This window comes from Paenibacillus contaminans, from assembly GCF_003285015.1.
Classification (GTDB): Bacteria; Bacillota; Bacilli; order Paenibacillales; family NBRC-103111; genus Paenibacillus_V; species Paenibacillus_V contaminans.
In genome coordinates, this window is sequence record NZ_QMFB01000004.1 from 261,546 (window position 1) to 280,851 (window position 19,306).

13 protein-coding genes and 1 pseudogene are annotated in these 19,306 nt (G+C 50.8%); 2 read left to right on the forward strand and 12 right to left on the reverse strand.

Going from position 1 to position 19,306, the window contains the following annotated elements; translation table 11 throughout:
- Positions 1-193: 193 nt before the first annotated feature.
- From DQG23_RS09905 to DQG23_RS09935, 7 genes are all read right to left on the reverse strand, one after another.
- A complete protein-coding gene (locus DQG23_RS09905; protein WP_113030660.1) occupies positions 194-1,123 on the reverse strand; it encodes a DMT family transporter in 930 nt (309 codons plus the stop codon).
- Positions 1,124-1,169: 46 nt separating this feature from the next.
- Entirely contained in the window at positions 1,170-2,036 is an 867-nt protein-coding gene (locus DQG23_RS09910) for a carbohydrate ABC transporter permease (protein ID WP_113030661.1), read from the reverse strand.
- 11 nt (positions 2,037-2,047) lie between these two features.
- Positions 2,048-2,956, reverse strand: a complete 909-nt coding sequence (locus tag DQG23_RS09915) for an ABC transporter permease (RefSeq protein ID WP_238177825.1) — start codon at positions 2,954-2,956, stop codon at positions 2,048-2,050.
- Between the two features lie 78 nt (positions 2,957-3,034).
- Positions 3,035-4,585: an extracellular solute-binding protein gene (locus DQG23_RS09920; RefSeq protein ID WP_158560377.1), complete on the reverse strand. Its 1,551-nt coding sequence runs from the start codon at positions 4,583-4,585 to the stop codon at positions 3,035-3,037.
- 259 nt (positions 4,586-4,844) lie between these two features.
- On the reverse strand, positions 4,845-7,055 hold the full coding sequence (locus DQG23_RS09925) for a helix-turn-helix domain-containing protein (RefSeq protein WP_113030663.1): 2,211 nt from the start codon (positions 7,053-7,055) through the stop codon (positions 4,845-4,847).
- Between the two features lie 186 nt (positions 7,056-7,241).
- A complete protein-coding gene (locus DQG23_RS09930) occupies positions 7,242-8,318 on the reverse strand; it encodes a M14 family zinc carboxypeptidase (protein WP_113030664.1) in 1,077 nt (358 codons plus the stop codon).
- A gap of 270 nt (positions 8,319-8,588) precedes the next feature.
- Positions 8,589-10,721: a helix-turn-helix domain-containing protein gene (locus tag DQG23_RS09935; RefSeq protein WP_158560378.1), complete on the reverse strand. Its 2,133-nt coding sequence runs from the start codon at positions 10,719-10,721 to the stop codon at positions 8,589-8,591.
- Between the two features lie 231 nt (positions 10,722-10,952).
- Here DQG23_RS09935 and DQG23_RS09940 point away from each other — a divergent pair.
- Positions 10,953-12,070: pseudogene (locus DQG23_RS09940) on the forward strand (RNA-guided endonuclease TnpB family protein).
- A gap of 250 nt (positions 12,071-12,320) precedes the next feature.
- Here the strand turns inward: DQG23_RS09940 and DQG23_RS09945 are convergent.
- The 5 genes from DQG23_RS09945 to DQG23_RS09965 form a co-directional block, all read right to left on the reverse strand.
- Positions 12,321-13,346, reverse strand: coding sequence for a M14 family zinc carboxypeptidase (locus tag DQG23_RS09945; protein WP_113030666.1), 1,026 nt, complete (start codon positions 13,344-13,346; stop codon positions 12,321-12,323).
- Positions 13,347-13,371: 25 nt separating this feature from the next.
- On the reverse strand, positions 13,372-14,238 hold the full coding sequence (locus tag DQG23_RS09950; protein WP_113030667.1) for a carbohydrate ABC transporter permease: 867 nt from the start codon (positions 14,236-14,238) through the stop codon (positions 13,372-13,374).
- 14 nt (positions 14,239-14,252) lie between these two features.
- Complete coding sequence (locus DQG23_RS09955) at positions 14,253-15,161, reverse strand: ABC transporter permease (protein ID WP_238177826.1); 909 nt, start codon at positions 15,159-15,161, stop codon at positions 14,253-14,255.
- 85 nt (positions 15,162-15,246) lie between these two features.
- Entirely contained in the window at positions 15,247-16,773 is a 1,527-nt protein-coding gene (locus DQG23_RS09960; protein WP_238177835.1) for an extracellular solute-binding protein, read from the reverse strand.
- Between the two features lie 406 nt (positions 16,774-17,179).
- Entirely contained in the window at positions 17,180-17,983 is an 804-nt protein-coding gene (locus tag DQG23_RS09965) for an AraC family transcriptional regulator (protein WP_113030669.1), read from the reverse strand.
- Between the two features lie 116 nt (positions 17,984-18,099).
- Between DQG23_RS09965 and DQG23_RS09970 the strand changes: the two genes are divergently transcribed.
- Positions 18,100-19,122 (forward strand): Gfo/Idh/MocA family protein, encoded by a 1,023-nt coding sequence (locus DQG23_RS09970; protein ID WP_113030670.1) that lies wholly within the window; start codon positions 18,100-18,102, stop codon positions 19,120-19,122.
- Positions 19,123-19,306: the final 184 nt, after the last annotated feature.

Here is a 19,306-nt window from a genome sequence, read left to right on the forward strand (position 1 = left end):
CGTTTAAAATATTACCTCTGCTCTTAGTTCGACTACATGGCGAACACGATGTCAAAAGCCGATGAAGTGCTATTTCTTCGATTTTTTCATCGAAACCGCTTTCTATCTTATCGTTTCACCTCTTTCGGGTATCGTATTGAAAACCGTTACGCGTTTCCCTCTCGGATGAATAAACTTTGATGCCTTGTATGCCTTACATGTCTTGCTGCCGGTTGCCATCCCCCCTCTCTGAAATGTTAATCAAGCCCTTTTCTCGTTTTCGTACCGAAACGATACTCGTAGCCCCCACCAGCAGAAGCCCGCATAGGATAACGGCCGCAGAAGGGCGATTGCCGAGCAGCGTGTAATCCAGCAAGGCCGTAAAGGCAGGCTCCATGCAAAATAAGATCGACACGGTCACGGGCGGCAGCTTTCGCTGTCCGAGCGATTGCAGCAAGTTCGCTGCGAAAGATACGAAAACGACCATATACGCGATGCCTGCGAGCGTCCCCGGCTGCGACGGCAGGAGCTCCGAGGATGACCATTCGGGACTGAACAGCGCGTACCCAATCGCAGCCATGGTGAAATACACGGCGGAACCCGCCACGCCGAGGAAGGATACCTGAATGACGGTTGAACGCTCGGCCGTTAACAAGCGGTCCATGATGACGATCGAGTAGGCGTATCCGAGCATCCCAGCCAAAGCCAGGCCATCTCCCAGGCGCAGGGTGAAGTCGCCCGGACTCAGCATCAGTGCGAAAGCGGCTAACGAGATGCCCACAGCCCATTTCTCACGGACGTTCGGCCGACAATTATAATGGATCCGTCTCAGCAGCGGAACGACGCCGATAATCAAACTATTAATGACGACAACCCGGGTTGGCGTCGTATGCTGCACCGCATAAATCGAGAATAAGCTAAGCGTAAAGTTAGCCAATCCGAGCCGGAGCAGCCCCTTCTTCCATAAGAGAGCGGGAATGCGTTTGACGGAAGGGTAAAAACAAACGACACAGATCGCCGTTACCGCCGCATACCGCCAAAATTGAAAAAGCACTTGAGGATAATCGGCAGCCGCGGTTTTCATCACGATATAGGACAATCCCCAAATGATAACGGCGCAAATAACGGCTATATAACCCAGCAATGAACATCCCTCCGCTCGGCCGCGCGTGCTGCCTCCATCCTCTTCACTACCCCTTCACCGAACCGATCAGAACACCTTTTACGAAATGCTTCTGGATAAAAGGATAGACCAGCAGAATCGGCAGCGTGCCGACCAGTATAAACGCATATTTGAGCGATTCCAGTACGACCCCTTGCTCGCCTGCGCCGTTATGAGTGACCGCATCGCCGATTTGCCCGACGATCACGATATTCCGGATGACTAGTTGGAGCGGATACAAGTTCGGTTCCCGCAAGTATAGCAGCGCAGAGAAGAAGTTGTTCCAGATCGCGACCGCGTAAAACAGACCGATCGTCATCATTACCGGCTTCGACAAGGGGAGAATGATGCTGTACAGCAGACGAAAATCCGATACGCCGTCGATCCTGCCGGACTCTTCGATTTCCCTCGGAATGCCTTGAAAAAAAGTTCGCATGACGATCAGGTTCCAGGTCGAAATCAGTCCCGGCAGCACCATCACCCAGACCGTATTCATCAGCCCGTAGCTGCGGACAACGAGATACGTAGGGATCATCCCGCCGTAGAACAGCATCGTGAACACGATGAACAGCATGATTGCTTTGCCGAATACAAGCGATTTCCTCGACAGCGAATAAGCCCCCATCGCGGTGAAGATCAGCGACAAGGCTGTTCCCAATACGACGTAGATAATCGTATTCTTATAGCCGACGAGCAGCCGCTTATCGCCGAGCACGTCAGCGTAGACGTCGAGCTGCAGCCCTTTTGGCCACAGGCCGACCTCATTGCGAACGACATGCTCCGGTGAGCTGACTGAAACGGCCGCCATGTGGATGAACGGAAACAGCGCAGCCAATGCGACGATTCCCAGGATAACAACGTTGACGATATCAAACAGGCTAATGCGCTTATGCATGCCACTTCTCCTTACCATAGGCTGGTATCCCCAAATCTGCGGCTCACTTGGTTGGCGGAATAGACGAAAATTAAGCCGATTATCCCCATGAACAAGTCGATTGCCGATGCGTAGCTGAAATTCGACTGTACGATTCCGATCCGATAGACGTAAGTCGAGATAATATCCGACGTTTCGTAAGTAGCCGCATTGGAGATCAGGAATACCTTTTCAAAGCCGAGTTCCAGAACTTTGCCGATCTGCAGAATGAACAGAATGACGATGGCCGGCGCAATGCCGGGGAGCGTCACGTGCAGCGCCTGCTTCCATCTTCCCGCCCCGTCGATTTTGGCTGCTTCGTACAACTGCGGGTCGATCGCCGTCAGCGCGGCCAAATAAATGATCGAGCCCCATCCGATCTCCTGCCAGATCTCCGAGCTCACATAGATCGTTCGAAACCAGGAAGCCTTCTGCAAAAAATTGATAGGCTCGAACCCCAGCCCTTGAATGACTTGGTTCACCCAACCGGTGCTCGGCGATAAAATCATGACCATAATGCCGGCGACGACGACGGCCGACAAAAAATGCGGCATGTAGCTGACTGTCTGGACGAACCGCTTGTATCTTTTCAAGCGAAGCTCGTTAAGCAGCAGCGCCAGCACGATCGGTGCCGGAAACCCGAACAGAAGCTTATACGCGCCAAGCAGAAAAGTATTCTTAAAAATGACGAATGCATCCGGGTTTTGAAAGAACATCCGGTAATATTTGAGTCCGACCCAGTCGCTTTGCCATACACCTGTGAACAGATTGTAGTCCTTGAACGACACGATAATCCCGAACATAGGCACATATTTGAACAGCAAGTAATACAGCAGCACTGGGGCGAGAAGCAAGAGATAGGTCCGATCGCGTTTCAGCTTTCGGATGAGGGACAGCTCCACGGTGCAGCTCCTTTCTGTGGCTCATGGAAAGGGGCCACCGATCGAAAAACGATGACGGCCCCTCTTTTCCTTATATCGTTATTTGCCCGTCTTATTCCGATCCAGTGCGGTTTGATACGTTTCCAGCAGCTTCGGCAGCCCGTACTGGTTCAACGAGGAGATGAACGAATCCCATTGCGTCATCGGTGTCTCGCCCATAATGAATTTGCTGATGGATGTCGCGTAATACTTGTACAACTGCTCGGATGGAATGGTGGTCGCGTCGAGCTCCTCCTTCGTGAGATTAGGCAATATATTGCCTACAGGGAACTGATATTTCTGCGCTTCCACATACGGCTCTTGTTCGTTCTCTTTCACAAGCGCTAGCCAAGCGTCAAAGTCGAACCAGCCGTACGCTCCTGCGGTCTGAATACCGGCTTCCCTGCGCAGGTCGTTCGCCTCCTTGAAGACCGGCTTGAATTTGCGCTTGCCGTTCTCGACCGTGTACGTCTCCCCTTCTTTGCCCCAGCTGAGAACTTCGCGGCCTTTCTTCGAGTAAATGAAATCAAGATAACGAAGCGAAGCGTCGAGATTGGCAGTTTTGGACGCTACGGCGAAGCCGTAATCTTCATAATTACCCTTCGGCAAATACGCTTTGCTGCCTGCTCCGAGGGGCGGAGCCATAAATTTGAGACGGCCTTCCTTCAGCTGATTGTTCATGATTTCGATCTGTCCGATATATTGGAGGGTGATAAACGATTTGTTCGCCGTTATGAACTGGGTCCACGCTTTATAGTCCATCGACAGCCAATCGGGCGGGAACAACCCTTCCTTATAAAACTTGCTCAAATACTCGATCATGGTTTTGTAGTTCGGGTCGGCTATGCCGTATTGCATATTACCGGTCGTCGGATCCTTATAAAAATCCGATAATACGCCAAATGTAGGAGCAAACGTCCCCAGGGTGCCAATCCCGTGGCGGAAAACGATCGGGTAGCTTTCCGGATAAAGCTGCTTCAGCTTTTTCGCCGTGGCGTACAGTTCATCCCAAGTCGTCGGCGCCTTCAAGCCGTTCTTCTGAAAGACGTCCTCGCGGTAAAACCAGACACTCTGATTGCCGGCGCCCGCACCGTCGTTGATGATGTTGTAAATCTTGCCGTCCGGCTGCGTGACTCTGGCGCGGATATCGGGCTTGGCGTCCAAATAGGCTTTCACGTTGGGCATTTTGTCCATATGCTTGGACAAGTCCAAGAACGCTCCCTGTGCGCCAAATTTCCGTACCTCGATGGGGAACACGGACATGACGTCGGGCATCTCCCCGGAAGCGACCGCAAGGGAGAGCGATTCCGGCGATGTTGCCGTTATCTGATTAATCGTTATGTTCGTTTCTTCTTTTACCCACTTCCACACGCCCCAATCTTTCTTGGCCGGCCATGCGGTGGAAAATTCGGTAAACAAGCTGATCGTCGCCGGAGCCGGGGTCGCAGCCGCAGTCGGCGAGCTGGACGCGCTCTTGTTCGGGCTGCCGGTCCCCGCCGAAGGTTCCGTTTTCGTGCCGCTTGCGCCACCACAGCCGCTTAGCGCAGTCGCCGTCACCGAAGCCAAGACAATCGCGGATACGATATAACGTCTTTTAAGCCATTTTCTCATTTTGAAAAACCCTCCTTTTAGTTCTAAAGCGCTTGCCATCCTAATAGATTGCGCTTACATCGCTTTTCTGCACCGACTTGCCGTCAGTCCGTCCACCCCCTTGCCCATCATGATAGGGAGGAACCGCCGTTCCCGTAAATGAACGAATTCAATTACTCCTTCACCTTTTTTCGAATAGCCGAAAAAAATCCCATCTTTCCGAAATAGTGCTCAATACCTGGCGGGGAAAGAAGAAAGCCCCGCAGTGCGGAGCTTTCGGTCAAATGTCAGAATCGGGCCTTTTCCGGAATTCGCTCGGGGTCGCCCCGATGTATTTCTTGAACATACGGTTGAAAGAAGTGATGTTCCGATACCCGACGGCTTCGGCGACATCCTGGATCTTGTACTTGTTGTCGGCCAGGAGGTTCGTCGCTTTCATAATTCTCGTTTCGTTAATAAAGTCCACGATATTCATCCCGGTCTTCTCTTTGAAATACGTAGACAAATAGCCTCCGCTCAAATTGAGCCGTTCTGCCAATACGTCCAAATAAATTTCTTCCGCCAAATGCTCGTTTACATATTCGACGATGAACGAGGTGACGGGATCCTTCAGTTGCTTTTTCTCTTTGAACGCTTCCGACGCTTTCGTACACCATTCGATCATCAGCCGTTCCAAATCTGCCATCGTCATGCACACCTGCATCCGGCTGTCGGCATGCTCGAAAATCGCTTGCAGCTTGCCGGGACCTATGACTAGCGGAGACGCTTCGCTTTTGATTTTGCCGATCAAGTCACCGCCGAATTCCCATAATGCTGAAGCCGTTGGCTCTTTCCCTTGCCACTTCCCGAAGGCGCGCTTGATCAGGTTCGCCAATTGTTCGGCATTCCCTTCGCGCAGATTTGCTTGGAACTCTTTCCACTGATCCGCCGTAAACCCGATCGCATCCTGCGGTTCCTCCCGTTCCGTTACGATCTGCGTCTTGTTTATCATTCGGCGCTCCCGGACAAGTCTCTGAACCTCCCGGTAAGCATCCGCGATTTGGCCGGAATCGTCGTACACGGACGAGACCGCGATCGTAACCGTTCCGAACGCTTTGTCCTGCTCGAACAGATGATCTAGCCTTGTCAGCAGAGCGATCAATTGCTCCCTGCGATCCGAATAAACGAGACTGACGATCTGATTATTCTCGATTCGGAACGTCAAGGAATCCGGGAACGCCTTGGCCATTCGATCTTCCATACATACGTTCATGTAGTTGAGCCACGTCTGAAACGAGCTGTGCTCCCTATCCTCCTCCCTTCCGCTCATCGCGTGAAACAACACGAACAGGAAAGGCTTGTCCGCGAAAGCGGAAGGCGCCTTTTCGTCAGGACTTCGGATTGCCTTCAACTGGTGCAGGAAGGATAAGTGCTTGTGCATCTTGTTCTTGTCCTGGATTTGGTGCCGGATAATATTGAACTCTCGGATCGATGAACGGAAGCCGCCTACGTCGTTCTCTCCGCGAATCGCTCCGATCATCTTCTGAAGCGGATTGTTAATGCCGGCGGCGAAAACCCAGGAGATGACGATGCTAGCCGCAACCGATATCACGAGCGCAGCGATCAGCGTGATGTTCAGCCTTGTCTGCGAAGCGATTCGTTCGACTGGTACCCGCTGGACATAGGTTAACCCGCTGCCCCCTCCCTTCACCTGGAAATAGTACGTGTCATCCAAAATGAATGCCGTTCCTCTATGACTACGAAGCTCGGCGGAATCGACGAACTGCCCTTGGGCCGATCTTCGGAACAACGTCTGCCCGTTGTCGTTATAGATCATAAAGTCCTCGTTGACCGTCCGATGAAACGCCTCGTTCATTTTGCTGGAATCGAGGAATACCACCATCAGGAAGTCGCTGCTGCCTGCTTTTTTAATAACGACCGGAATCAGTTCCCCGTGTGTCAACTGCTGGTCCCGGTATATATGATTGCCGAAAACCGCTGCAGGAAAGATGTGAAAGCTGTAGTCTGCATCAAACTGCCCACGCCAAAATTCGGGGGGATACGCTTCATTCTTATAAAAGACGTTGAACATCGTGTTCACGTCCGTGCTTGCTCCCTTTTCCAGAATCAATCCGTCGCGCTTCGAATAAAACACGATATTGTATACGAACAATTGGGCGTTCGAAACAAATGCAATGATGTCCTGTTGGATGACCGGAAAATCGATATATCTCGGATTTGTATGAAGACTTTGCGCTTTTTCGCTGAGAAAAAAATACTGCATTTGCTTTTTGATCATGTCGAAATGCTTCTCGTAGCTGTCCATCGTATGGTTCAGCATGAGCGTATTGTATTTGACGATTTCCTTGCGGACGTTCTGCTTGGAAACGAGGAAGGAATAGACGGTGAGGGAGCTGAGGAGCAGGATAATGCACAGAAATCCGAAGAGGAGCCGCAGGAACAAGGTGGTTGATCTGTCTTTGTTTAAGAAGAGCTGATGGAGCTTTCTCACGCGACCTCCGCCTTTTCCATTTATTGACGATGATACTAATCATTTAATCAGAGGAAGTACAGGTCTGTAAAGCGGATATCTTCCGGCGTGAACCGGTTCAAGCGTTCGTATAAAGCCGAATAGGCAGACATGTCGATGTCTACCCGGCACTTTTTTTGCGGTTATGTATGGCGATCTCGCCGTAACCTAGAGCTCCGGCAAAGCCAAGCTGAACCGAAACATCTCTTCGAATAGCATGAAATGACTGTCCAGAATCTCATCCGCCGTCAATTTCGTCCCTGGCGCAGCGAGCCCCATGTTCGATTCGAAAGTCATGCTCATCCCACCGCATACGTGATGAAGGGCTGTTGTCAGATTGAACGACGGACTCCGATACTCCCCTTGATCGACGACAACCTGGTTACGCTCCGTAAACGGCAGCCCCTGCTTCGCATAAGCGAGACCCAGACTGTGGTTGAACGCCTGATGCTTCAGCATGACGAATTTCGGGACGTGATGGACTTCGCAAAAATGAATGTGGTTGTTGGCGCCTCCATGCAGCAAAACCGTGAAATCCGGGGCTTCGCCGTCCGCAAGCCCGAGCAAAGCGGCGGTTTCCTGCGCCATCGGGGCGAAAAAATTGTCATGCATCAGATTGACGCCGTCATCATTAAAATAGCTGCCGAGGTAATCCGAATCGTTCTTGATCGGATGAACCGCTTTGCAGTCCGGCCATGAACAAAGTGAGCCGTCCTTCCACGTTCCTTGCATGTAATAGACGAACTTCTCGTAAGGCACGTCGATTAACGAGTCGATCGGCAGCCGGGCCCGTCCGTCCGGATTCATGCAGGGAATGAGCAGAAGACGGAACCGCTCGGCGTTATCGAACAAATAGTCATGTCGCTCCCCCCGGTAATCCGTACCGGTCTCGAGCAGATGGATGAGGTTCAGGACGGCGACGATGCCCTCCAGCTCGCCCCCGTGAATGCCTCCGACGATAAGCAGAACGGGCTTTGCCTTCTCCCCCTTGCTTGCGTAATGCTTCGGATTCCCCGCGCCGCAAGCCGAGCTGTAATTGGCTTTTCGCCCGAAATCCTCCTTCACTCCATATTCCGCGACAGGGATCGTTCTCCCGCCCGCAGATGTAGCTAACATACGTACCTTCCCCTTCTTGACGCTCGACATGCCTGCTTCGATATCCGTCAGCCTGCTTTTCCAGTACTCCGTCACATTATGTCCTCCCTGCTTCTTCCTTTTGCCTTCGACCAATCCGAGATGCTCCAAATCGCACCCCCTCCTTTGCACACCATGATAGGGGGAAACCGCATACCCGTAAATGGACGAATTCAACTACTCCTTCACCTTTTTTCGATTAGCCGAAAAAAATCTCATTTTCCTGAAAAATCGCTCAATCTTCTGCCGGATAAAGAAGAAAACCCCGCATTGCGGAGTTTTCGGCCATACTCGATAATCGGACTTTTATGCGGAATTCGCTCGGGGTCGCGCCGGATCGAACGCCTCCCCCTCCGATTCCACATCGATCACGCCATGTTCTCATTCATCTGTCCTTTTCCGATATTCGCTCGGCGTCAGCCCGGTATATTTTTTGAACATGCGGTTGAAAGACGTCAAATTTTGATACCCGACTGCCTTCGCGGCATCGTGGATTTTCATATCGTTATCGGCGAGGAGGCTTGCCGCTTTCGCGATGCGGGTTTCATTGATATAGTCTACGATGCTCTTGCCCGTTTTGCCTTTGAAGTAAGTAGACAAATAGCCGCTGCTCATCTTCAGTTTTTCGGCCAACACGTCCACATAGATATCTTCCGATAAATGATCGTTGATATAGTCGATGACGAAAGACGTAACTGGATGCTTTTCTTCTTTTTTTTCTTTAACGGCTTCGGCCGTCCGTTTCACCCAATCGAGCAGAAGAAGCTCCAGTTCCCGGATCGTGGCGCATTGCCGTATCTTTTCTCCCGCTTTCTCCAGTATCGATTCCAATTGAACCGGATCAAGCTGGAACGGGGTTACGGCGTTCCGGATTTTGCCTGTCATCGATTCGGCAAACCGCAGCATCGCGGCAGCCGTCGGCTCCTTGCTTCGCCATTTGGCAAATAGACGTTCCATAAGCACGGTCAGCTGCGGAATATTCCCTTCCCTCAAATTCGCTTCAAGCTCTTTTTCCTGATCGGGCGAAAAGCCCACTGCCATTTGCGATGCCGTACGACTGCGCACAATCTGCGTTTCGTCGATTAGTTGACGCTCTCCGACCAGTTCCTGCGCTTCCTCATAAGCTGCAGTCAATCGCGCCGAATCCGAATAAACCGAACTGATCGATATCGTCACGATACCGTGCTGACGGTCGTGATCGAACACATATTTCATTTGCTCGAGCAGCCTGGCCAAGTCCTTTATTTGCTCGGTAAAGACGAGGCTCAATATTTGACCGCGTTCGATTTGAAACGTCAGTGAGTCCGGAAATACCGGTTTCAGCATGCTGTCAATATACGTTTTCATATAATAAACCCAACGCTGGAGGGATGCCTGCAAGCTCGGCTCCTGTTGGTCGTACTGAATTTGAAAAAGAACGAAGACGAACGGCTTGTCCGCAAAATCGAGATTTATTGTATCGTGCTCATGATTTCGAATGGCTTTCAGATGGTTCATAAAAGACAATTGCTTACGCATCAGATGGTTGCCGTGAATTTCATCGCTAATAATATTAAATTCCTTGATGTTCGACCGAAAAGGCGCATCGTCATTCATGCTTCGAATCGATTCGATCACTTTTTTTAGCGGGTTATTGATTCGTGCCGCGAATAGAAACGCAATCACCACGCTAAGCGCAATCGCTGCCGTCATGATGACCACAAGCGTAATATTCAAACGGGACTGGTTGGCAATGCGTTCGACAGGAATCCGGTAAACATAGTTGAAGCCCGTTCCCGCTCCTGTCGTAACAAAATGATACTTGTTACTTTCAATGAACTCGCTGCTTCCGTATTTCTGTAAGTCGTGCAAGCTCATGAAGGACTCTTGCCCCTCGCTCTTGAACAAGGTCTGCCCAAGATCGTCGTATATGATGAAGTCGTTATGTGTGCTTTGATGAAACGCCTCGTACATTTTGACGGCATTGAGAAAAACGATCATATAGAAATCTTGATTTTCTTGGTTTTTGATCATAATCGGAATCAATTCGCCCTGCGTCTGCGGCCGATCGCGAAAAATGACGTTCGTAAAGGTAGCAGCCGGAAAAACGCGATATGTATAGGGTTCCGTGAACTGCTGCCGCCAAAAATCCAATGGATATTCGCGGCTCTTGTAAAAAACGTTGAACATCGCATCCGCATTCGTAGTCGTCCCCTTCTCTTGCACCAGCTCGCCATGTTTCAAATAAAAAACGATGTTGTCGATAAACAGATAAGGATTGGACACCCAAGCCGAAATTTCGCGCATGATAAGAGGAAAATTGACATATCTAGGGGAGTTTTGTAACCTCTGAACTTCTTCGCTGAAGAAATAAAGATACATCTGCCTTTTAATTAGATCCAAATGCTTTTCATAGCTGTTCCTCGTATTTTCGAGCATGAGCGTATTGTACTTCACAATCTCCTGCCTGACATTTTGTTTGGAAACCGAGATGGAATATATCGTAAGAGAGCCGAGCAGAAGAATGATACACAAAAAGCCCCCAAGGAGCCGTAAAAAAAGAGAATTCGAACGATTTCGGACGAAAAGGATCTGTTGAAGATTTTTCATCAAATTCGCATAGGATACTCCGACCTCTAAGGTCGGGGAGGAATAGGCGTCAAGCGTCAGCTTGAAGGCTCTCTGCCTATGCTTCTCTCCTTCGCTTGTGATTGTATCCACATATTGCTATAATGGGAACATATGTTTCCACAGGTGGTGAATCTATTGCTAATAACGATCACTGCTAAAATCAAACTCGTACCTTCACAAGAGCAGATTGATCTGCTTCAACAAACGGTTCAGACTTACTGCGAGGGATGCAATTGGGTATCGAGCGTAGTGTTCGACATGGACCACGTGATTCAAACGAGTCTACATCAGCTGACGTATCGAACCTTGCGTTCCGCCTTTGGCCTTCGCTCCCAGATGGCACAATCCGTTATGAAGACGGTCATGGCGCGATACAAATCGATGCGAACGAGTCGCCAAATCCGGTCGAAAGTGGTGTTCAAACGACCGAAATACGATCTGGTGTGGAATCGCGACTACTCCCTTGTGCAAGGCAAATTTTCTGTAAATACGTTACAAGGTCGGGTCAAGGTTCCGTTTGAATCCAAGGGCATGGAGAAGTACTTCAATGGTTCCTGGTCTTTTGGAACAGCCAAACTCGTAAGCAATCACGGCAAATGGTATCTGCATATTCCGATGACCAAAGAGATTGAACCTGCTTCCGAGCACGACATCCGGCAAGTGGTGGGGATTGATCTCGGCGTCAATTTCCTCGCTGTCAGTTATGATTCCAATGGCACCACAACGTTCGTTAAAGGGCGACCTGCGAAAGACAGGCGCAGGCATTACCAACAGCTGCGAAAGCAGCTTCAACAAAACGAACCAAGTCTGCACGCAAACGATTGAAAGCAATCGGTTCACGAGAAAACCGTTGGATGTCCGATGTCAATCATCAGCTATCGAAGGCACTCGTGGAACGATACGAACCAAACACGCTCTTTGTCGTTGAAAATTTGACCGGCGTTCGTCAAGCAACGGAAAAAGTCCGCAAGAAAGATCGCTATTCCACTGTATCCTGGGCGTTTTATCAGCTACGTCACATGCTAGAATACAAAGCGGCCATGAAAGGTGCAAAGGTGATTGCGGTCGACCCGAAATATACGTCTCAAACATGTCCCAAATGTAACGGTAAGGCACAAGAGAATCGGGATAAGAAGAAGCATGTATTTCATTGCACGCATTGCGGATATGCCTCCAATGACGACCGAATTGCAGCGATGAATCTGGAGCGAAAGGGAACCGAGTACCTCGCTCAAGTGACAGCTTCGGTATGACCGTTGTTGTCGGGTAGCCGTCAGCCTGCCCTGATGTTGGAACACGCCCGTTAGGACGATAAAAGGTAGGAGTGCGTGATGCACGATAGCACTACCGGTTACTGACAAGCCCCAACCTCTATGCGTTAGCGTAGGTGAGGGTAGTTGACGCAACCCCCGCTTGTCCACTTGCATATGGTTTTAATATCCACATCGTAACAAAAAGGCTGAAACGTGTAAATCGACCTTTTCATCCGTACGGGTAAGACGTCTACTGCTCTTTCTGTTTCATCAAGAAACGGAACGACTCTTCAACCATCACGAAGTGGCTGTCCAATATTTCGTCCGCCGTCAATTTCGTACCGGGAGCGTCTAACCCCATATTGGATTCGAACGTCAAACTCATTCCTCCGCAAACATGATGAATGGCCGACGTCAGATTGAACGACGGGACCGGGTAGGCGCCCCGGTCCTCCACGACCAGATTTTGATTGGCGTACGGAAGCCCCTTCTTCGCATACGCATCCGCAAGACGGTTGCCGAACGCCTGGTGTTTCTGCATAACGGCTGTCGGAATATAGGGGATCGGAATAAAATGAATATCGCTATTCGCTCCCCCATGCAGCAAAACGGTCATATCCGGCGCCTCGCGGTCGGCCAGTTCGAGCAAGGCTCCCGTCTCGCGAGCCATCGGGGCAAAGAAATTGTCATGCATCAAGTTGACGCCGTCATCGTTAAAATAAGAGCCGAGAAAATCCGAATCTTCCTTGATCGGATGAACCGCTTTGCAATCCGGCCACCTGCACAGCGTGCCGTCCTTCCACGATCCTTGCATATAATAGACGAACTTCTCGTACGGCACATCGATAAGCGTATCGATCGGCAGCCTCGCCCGCCCGTCCGGATTCATGCAGGGTATGAGAAGAAGCCGGAACCGCTCGGCATTTTCGTATAAATAATCATGCCGTTTTCCCCGATAATCCTCCCCGGTTTCGAGCAGGCGAATGAGGTTCGTCACGGCGGCGATCCCCTCCAACTCCCCTCCATGAATGCCTCCGACCAGAAGAAGAACAGGTTTGCTGTCCTTCGCTTTACGCGCATAATGCTCCGGATTCCCTGCGCCGCAAGCCGAACCGTAATTGGCTTTTCGGCCGAAATCCTCCTTCTCGCCGTACTCCACTGCAAATATATCCCGCCCGCCCGCGGAAGCAGCCAGCACTCGCGCTTTCCCCCGTTTGACGTTCGACATGCATTCCTCGATCTCTGTCAGCTTGCTTTTCCAGAACGGTGCAACCATTCCATGCTCCCCCCAATCTCGTCTCTCATCCTTTAACGGACCCGATCATGGCGCCCGACACAAAATGCTTCTGTATGAAAGGATAAACCAGCAAGATCGGCAGCGTACCGACGAGAATGACCGCATACTTCAGCGACTCCAGTACGACCGACTTTCCTCCGACCGCCGTGCTTTGAACCATTTCGCCTACTTGCCCGATCATGACGATATTCCGAATCATGACCTGGAGCGGAAACAAGCTCTCGTCCCGCAAGTAGATCAGCGCGGAGAAGTAATTGCCCCATATCCCTACTGCATAGAACAACGAAATCGTCAGCATCACGGGCTTCGCTAAAGGGAGAACGATTCTAATCAGGATGCCGAAATCCGATAACCCGTCGATTTTGCCGGACTCCTCGAGCTCCCGCGGCATCCCTTGGAAAAACGTCCGCATGATGATCATGTAATAGGAGGAAACGAGACCGGGAATCACCATCGCCCATATCGTATTCAGCAATCCATAGTTGCGGACGACGAGATAGGTCGGAATCATCCCGCCGGAGAACAGCATGGTGAAGACGACGATCAGCATGAACGTTTTGCCCAATATGAGGTTCCTTCTGGACAACGTGTAAGCCCCCATCGTGGTGAACAGAAGCGACAGCGAAGTGCCCAGCACGACATAAAGGATCGTATTTTTGTAACCGACCCAAATGCGGTTATCCTTAAAAACGGCTGTATACGCATCAAAATTGATGCCCTTCGGCCACAGGGAAATCTTATTGCCGAGAACGTATTCCGACGAGCTTATAGAAACTGCTGCCATGTGAATGAAAGGAAACAGCATGGAGCAAACGACGATTCCCATCAGCAGTACGTTTGCCGTATCAAAAAGACGAATTCGCTTATTCATTCCTTACTTCCCCTCTACCACAAGCTGGTTTCCCCTAATTTGCGGCTGATCTGATTGCTAACATAGACGAACAGCAAGCCGATGACACCCATAAATAAATCGATAGCCGTAGCATAACTGAATCCGCCTTGCAAAATGCCCGTGCGATATACATAGGTTGAAATGATGTCCGACGTATCGTAAATAGCGGCATTGGACAATAGAAATACTTTTTCGAACCCGATTTCCAGAATGTGTCCGATTTGCAGAATGAACAAAATAACGATAGCCGCCGAAATGCCGGGCAGCGTCACATGCAAGGTTTGCTTCCATCTGCCTGCGCCGTCCATCTTAGCCGCGTCATACAACTGCGGATCAATGGTGGTAATAGCCGCCAAATAGATGATGGAGCCCCAACCGACTTGCTGCCATACTTCCGATGCGATATAGATCGTTCGGAACCATTCCGCCTTCTGCAAAAAATGGATGGCAGGGAACCCGAGCCATTGAATCGCATGGTTGATCCAGCCGGTGCTCGGCGACAACAGCATGACGATCATGCTCGAAACGACGACCGTAGACAAAAAATGGGGAAGATAGCTGACAGACTGTACGAATCGTTTATAGATCGCGCTCCGAAGCTCATTGAGCAGAAGCGCCAGAACGATGGGGGCGGGGAATCCGAATGCGAGCTTATACAACCCAAGCAGAACCGTATTTTTGATAATGACAAGGGCATCGCGGTTTTCGAAAAATATTTTATAATACTTGAGCCCTACCCACTCGCTTTCCCCAATACCCTTGAACAGATTGTAGTCCATAAACGAAATGGCAATGCCGAACATCGGAACGTACCTGAACATGATATAGTAAATGAGTACCGGTGCAAATAAGAGCAAGAAAGTCCGGTCTCGCTTCAGCTGCCTAACGATAGAACCTTTCAATACGGCGTCTCCTTTCGGAATGAAGATCGATAGGGCCGAGGCTCATTTGTCAGCTGCCTAGCCCTATCGACATTCCCTTCGCTCTTTATTTCGCTTTAAGCCGATCCAATCCGGTCTGATACACATCGATGAGCTTCTGCGTGCCGAGCTTATTCAGTTCGCTGATGAAGGCGTCCCATTGCGTCATTGGCGTTTCGCCCAAAATGAACTTGGCTACGGACGTTTCATAATATTTCGTTATTTGTTCCGATACGGTCGTAATCGAGCTTTTCTCGTCCGCTTTCAACTGCGGCAGGGTGTTTGGCGTCGTGAATTGATATTTTGTCACTTCTTGATAGGAATAACGTTCGTTGTCGTTAAACAGCGACATCAAGGAAGAATAGTCGAGCAACCCGTACGTGCCGGCCGTCATAATACCCGCTTCTTTGCGCAAGTCGTTCGGCTCCTTGAACAGGGGCATAAGCTTCCGTTTACCGTTCTCGACGGTGTACGTTTCCCCTTCTTTCCCCCAGCTGAGAATGTCTTTTCCTTCCTTGGAGTAGGCAAAATCGAGATAACGAAGGACGGCGTCCAAATTTTTCGTTTTGGAGGATACCGCAAAACCCAGTTCTTCGAAATCGCTTTTGGCAATGTAGCCTTTGCCCGCAGTCCCTGCCGGCGGCGCCATGAACTTCAGATGCGCGCCGTTCTGCAGCTGCGTGTTCATAATTTCGATCTGTCCGATAAATTGAAACGTCATGAACGACTTGTTGTTCAATACGTACTGCGACCAAGCTTTATAATCCATAGACAGCCATTCCGGCGGAATGAGCCCTTCCTTGTAAAATTTATTCAAATATTCAACCAATGATTTGAAGCCCGGATCGGTCACGCCATACTTAATCTTACCGGAAGCCTTATCTTCATAGAAAGAAGGATAAATGCCGAATGACGGCCCGAACGAACCCAAGGTGGCGAGCCCGTGACGGAAGACGAACGGATAACTGTCCGGATACAGCTGCTTCAGCTTCTTCGCGGTTTCGTACAGCTCATCCCACGTTTTCGGCTCCTGAAGCGAATGTTTCTTGAAAATATCGTCCCGATAAAACCAGACACCCTGATTGCCCGCGCCCGCGCCGTCGTTGTACAACATGTACATTTCTCCTCCGGGCGACGTCATTCTGCGTGCGATATCGGGCTTGGCGGCCAGAAACGATTTCACATTCGGCATCTTGTCCAAATGCTTGGACAGATCCAGGAACGCGCCTTGCGGCCCATACTTCTGGGCATCGAACGTATACACCGCGAACAAATCGGGCATGTCTCCCGATGCGATCGAAAGAGCCATCGACTCCGGTCCCGTTTGCGCCTCTTGCTGGACCGTGATATTCGTCTTCTCTTTGACCCATTTCCATACAGGCCAATCCTTCTTTATCGGCCATGCCGGTTGATTTTCCGTCAGGAGACGAATCGTTGCCGCTTCAGGCGGTTTGACCGTGGCCGCAGTACTGGGCGACATGCTGGAATTAGGCGAATCCGTTTGCGTTCCCGTTTTGGTTCCCGTGCCGGAACAACCTGCCAGCAATGCCGTTGTCAGGATGACTCCAACCGTCCCATAGGTAGCTTTTTTCATTCTTTTCAAGTTGAACACACCGTCCCTTTTAGATTGTCTCAGAAAAGATCTCTTTCACGCTTGTTCGACTTCTCGGTAAGCGCATGGCATCGAAAGGACGCCGGTAGGCGTTTAAACTTGAAGTCTCAGAACGTATTTCCTCCGCTGATTGTTCGACTTCCCGGTAAACGCGCCGTTAAAGACGGCGAAGCCGTTTATCCTTGTTATTTCAAGAATCCGCTTTCAAACGTCGTACCCCCTCCTCACATCGTCATCATAAGGCAGCGGTTGCGATTCGGTAAATCAACAGATCCGATTAACCTGCAACTACTCTACGTTTTTCGGAGAATACTATCAGTTTCCAAGAAAACGCCTATCGAAAAAGAAAAACGGATAAGGCCATTCTTCTATGGCATTTCCGTTTCATTCAAGCTATAGGGCTTGCCTCCTCCCGATATTCCCGAGGCGACACGCCGAACCGTTTCATAAAGCAACGATAAAAATAAGGATAGCTGCCGAAACCGCAGCTTTCCGCAATTTGTTCCAGCGTCAGTCCGCTGTACTGCATTCTCTCGATGGCGATGGAAAGTCTAACGCGAATGGCGTACTTCACAATCGTCTCCCCGAACGCTTCTTTGAATAATTTCGCTGCGCGGGACGGGCTGAGCCTGACGCTCGCCGCCACCTCATCGACAGCGAACGTCTGTGTCGCATGTTCTTCAATATACCGCTTCATCCGGTGAGCCGCTACTCCTCTAACGTTGTCGCTTTTTCCGCCGTTCGCTTGTTTGAAGGCCCTTTCAAGCGTAAGGCAGAGCGCGCGAAGCAAATAATCGACAAGCTCGCCGTTATTTTCGCCGATCCTGCGCCGTTCCAAGACGATCCGCTTCCAGATGTCAAGCACGGAGCCGTCCGCTTGAATATGCGCCCGTTTCGGCTTATCGCCGCGCGATGCCCATCGATCGATCCATGCCCCCTTGCAAATGACGTAATAATCGCCGCTGCCTGCTTTGCCCTCTTCGTTCTCCTCCACCACCAGCCGATACGTCTCTTCGGGCCGCAGAAACAGTAAATCGCCCGGAACAAGCCGCTCGGATCGGCCGTCCAAGCAGATGCGGCAATTCCCCTCCGTTTGAAGGCGGAGCAAGTAATAGTCATTGCCAATCCACTCGTCGGGATACATCGGCTTGTCATGGTACGAGTACCCGCTGTACAGCACTTCCGTTTCCAATGGTTCCCCTCACTTTCGGCTTAAAAAAGATAGGTTCTGACGGTTTGGACAATACCTTCGTTTGCACAATCTAGGTAAAATGGGCTTGAATTAAAACCATAAGGAGAGAAAACGCCATGACCAAACTCAGAACAGCCATAATCGGCTGCGGCGCCATTACGCAGCATCGTTATGCGCCGGAATTCGCCGCTCATCCGCAAGTAGAGATCGTTGCTTTCTGCGATAAGAATCGCGAGCGGGCGCAAGCATATGCAGACCGATACGGCGGCAAAGCTTACGCCGACTACAGGGAGATGCTTCACGAACAGAAGCCGGACATCGTCACCGTATGTACGCCGAACGCCTACCATGCCGAAATGACGATCGCCGCTGTGCAAGGCGGGGCCCACGTGCTCGTCGAGAAGCCGATGGCCGCGACCAAGCAGGAAGCGGAAGCGATGATCGAAGCGGCTCAACGGAGCGCAGTAACGCTGATGGTCGGCCAAAGCCAACGCCTGATGCCGCCGCACCTGAAGGCCAAGGAGGTACTCTCATCGGGTAAACTGGGGCGCGTTCTGACGTTCCGCTGTTCGGCGGGTCATAAAGGACCTGAACTGTGGAGCGTTGACGGCCGCAGCAGCTGGTTTTTCCGGCATGAGGAGGCCGTCATGGGAGCGGCCGGCGATCTCGGCATCCACAAGGCGGACTTGGTGAGATGGCTGTTGGACGATGAAGTGACGGACGTTTCGGCTTTTATCGGAAACCGGGACAAGGAAGACTCGGACGTTGACGACAACATGGTATGTATCATCCGCATGCGAAGCGGCGCAATCGGCTCGATCGTCGCAAGCTGGACTTATTATCAGGGAGAAGACAATACGTCGATCTTCTGGTGCGAGCGCGGCACGCTCAAAATCGGATTCGAGCCGGATTACCCGGTCATCGTTCAGATGAACGACGGATCGATCGAGAAATACGGCGTAGGCGGCATTTCAACCAATGACAACCAGTTGAAGAGCGGCGTAGTCGACTCGTTCGTCAATAGCATTTTAACGAATACACCGCCTTTAATCCCCGGAGAAGAAGGGCTCCGATCGCTTAAGGTCATTTTGGCCGCCTTCGATTCGACCGCAACCGGACGAACGATCTCTGTCGGATAGCCGTGTCTAGTCTACTAACTCTAACAAACGTTTATTTCCTGATATTCAGTATATTAACAAAACCTCAACGTATTGGCATCCGCTTACGACAAAATGTTCGAACGTTCGTATCTTGCAACAAAAAACAAAGGGGGCACTCCTTTATCGGAGCCCCCGATCGTTTTCATCTATCCGGCCGACACGC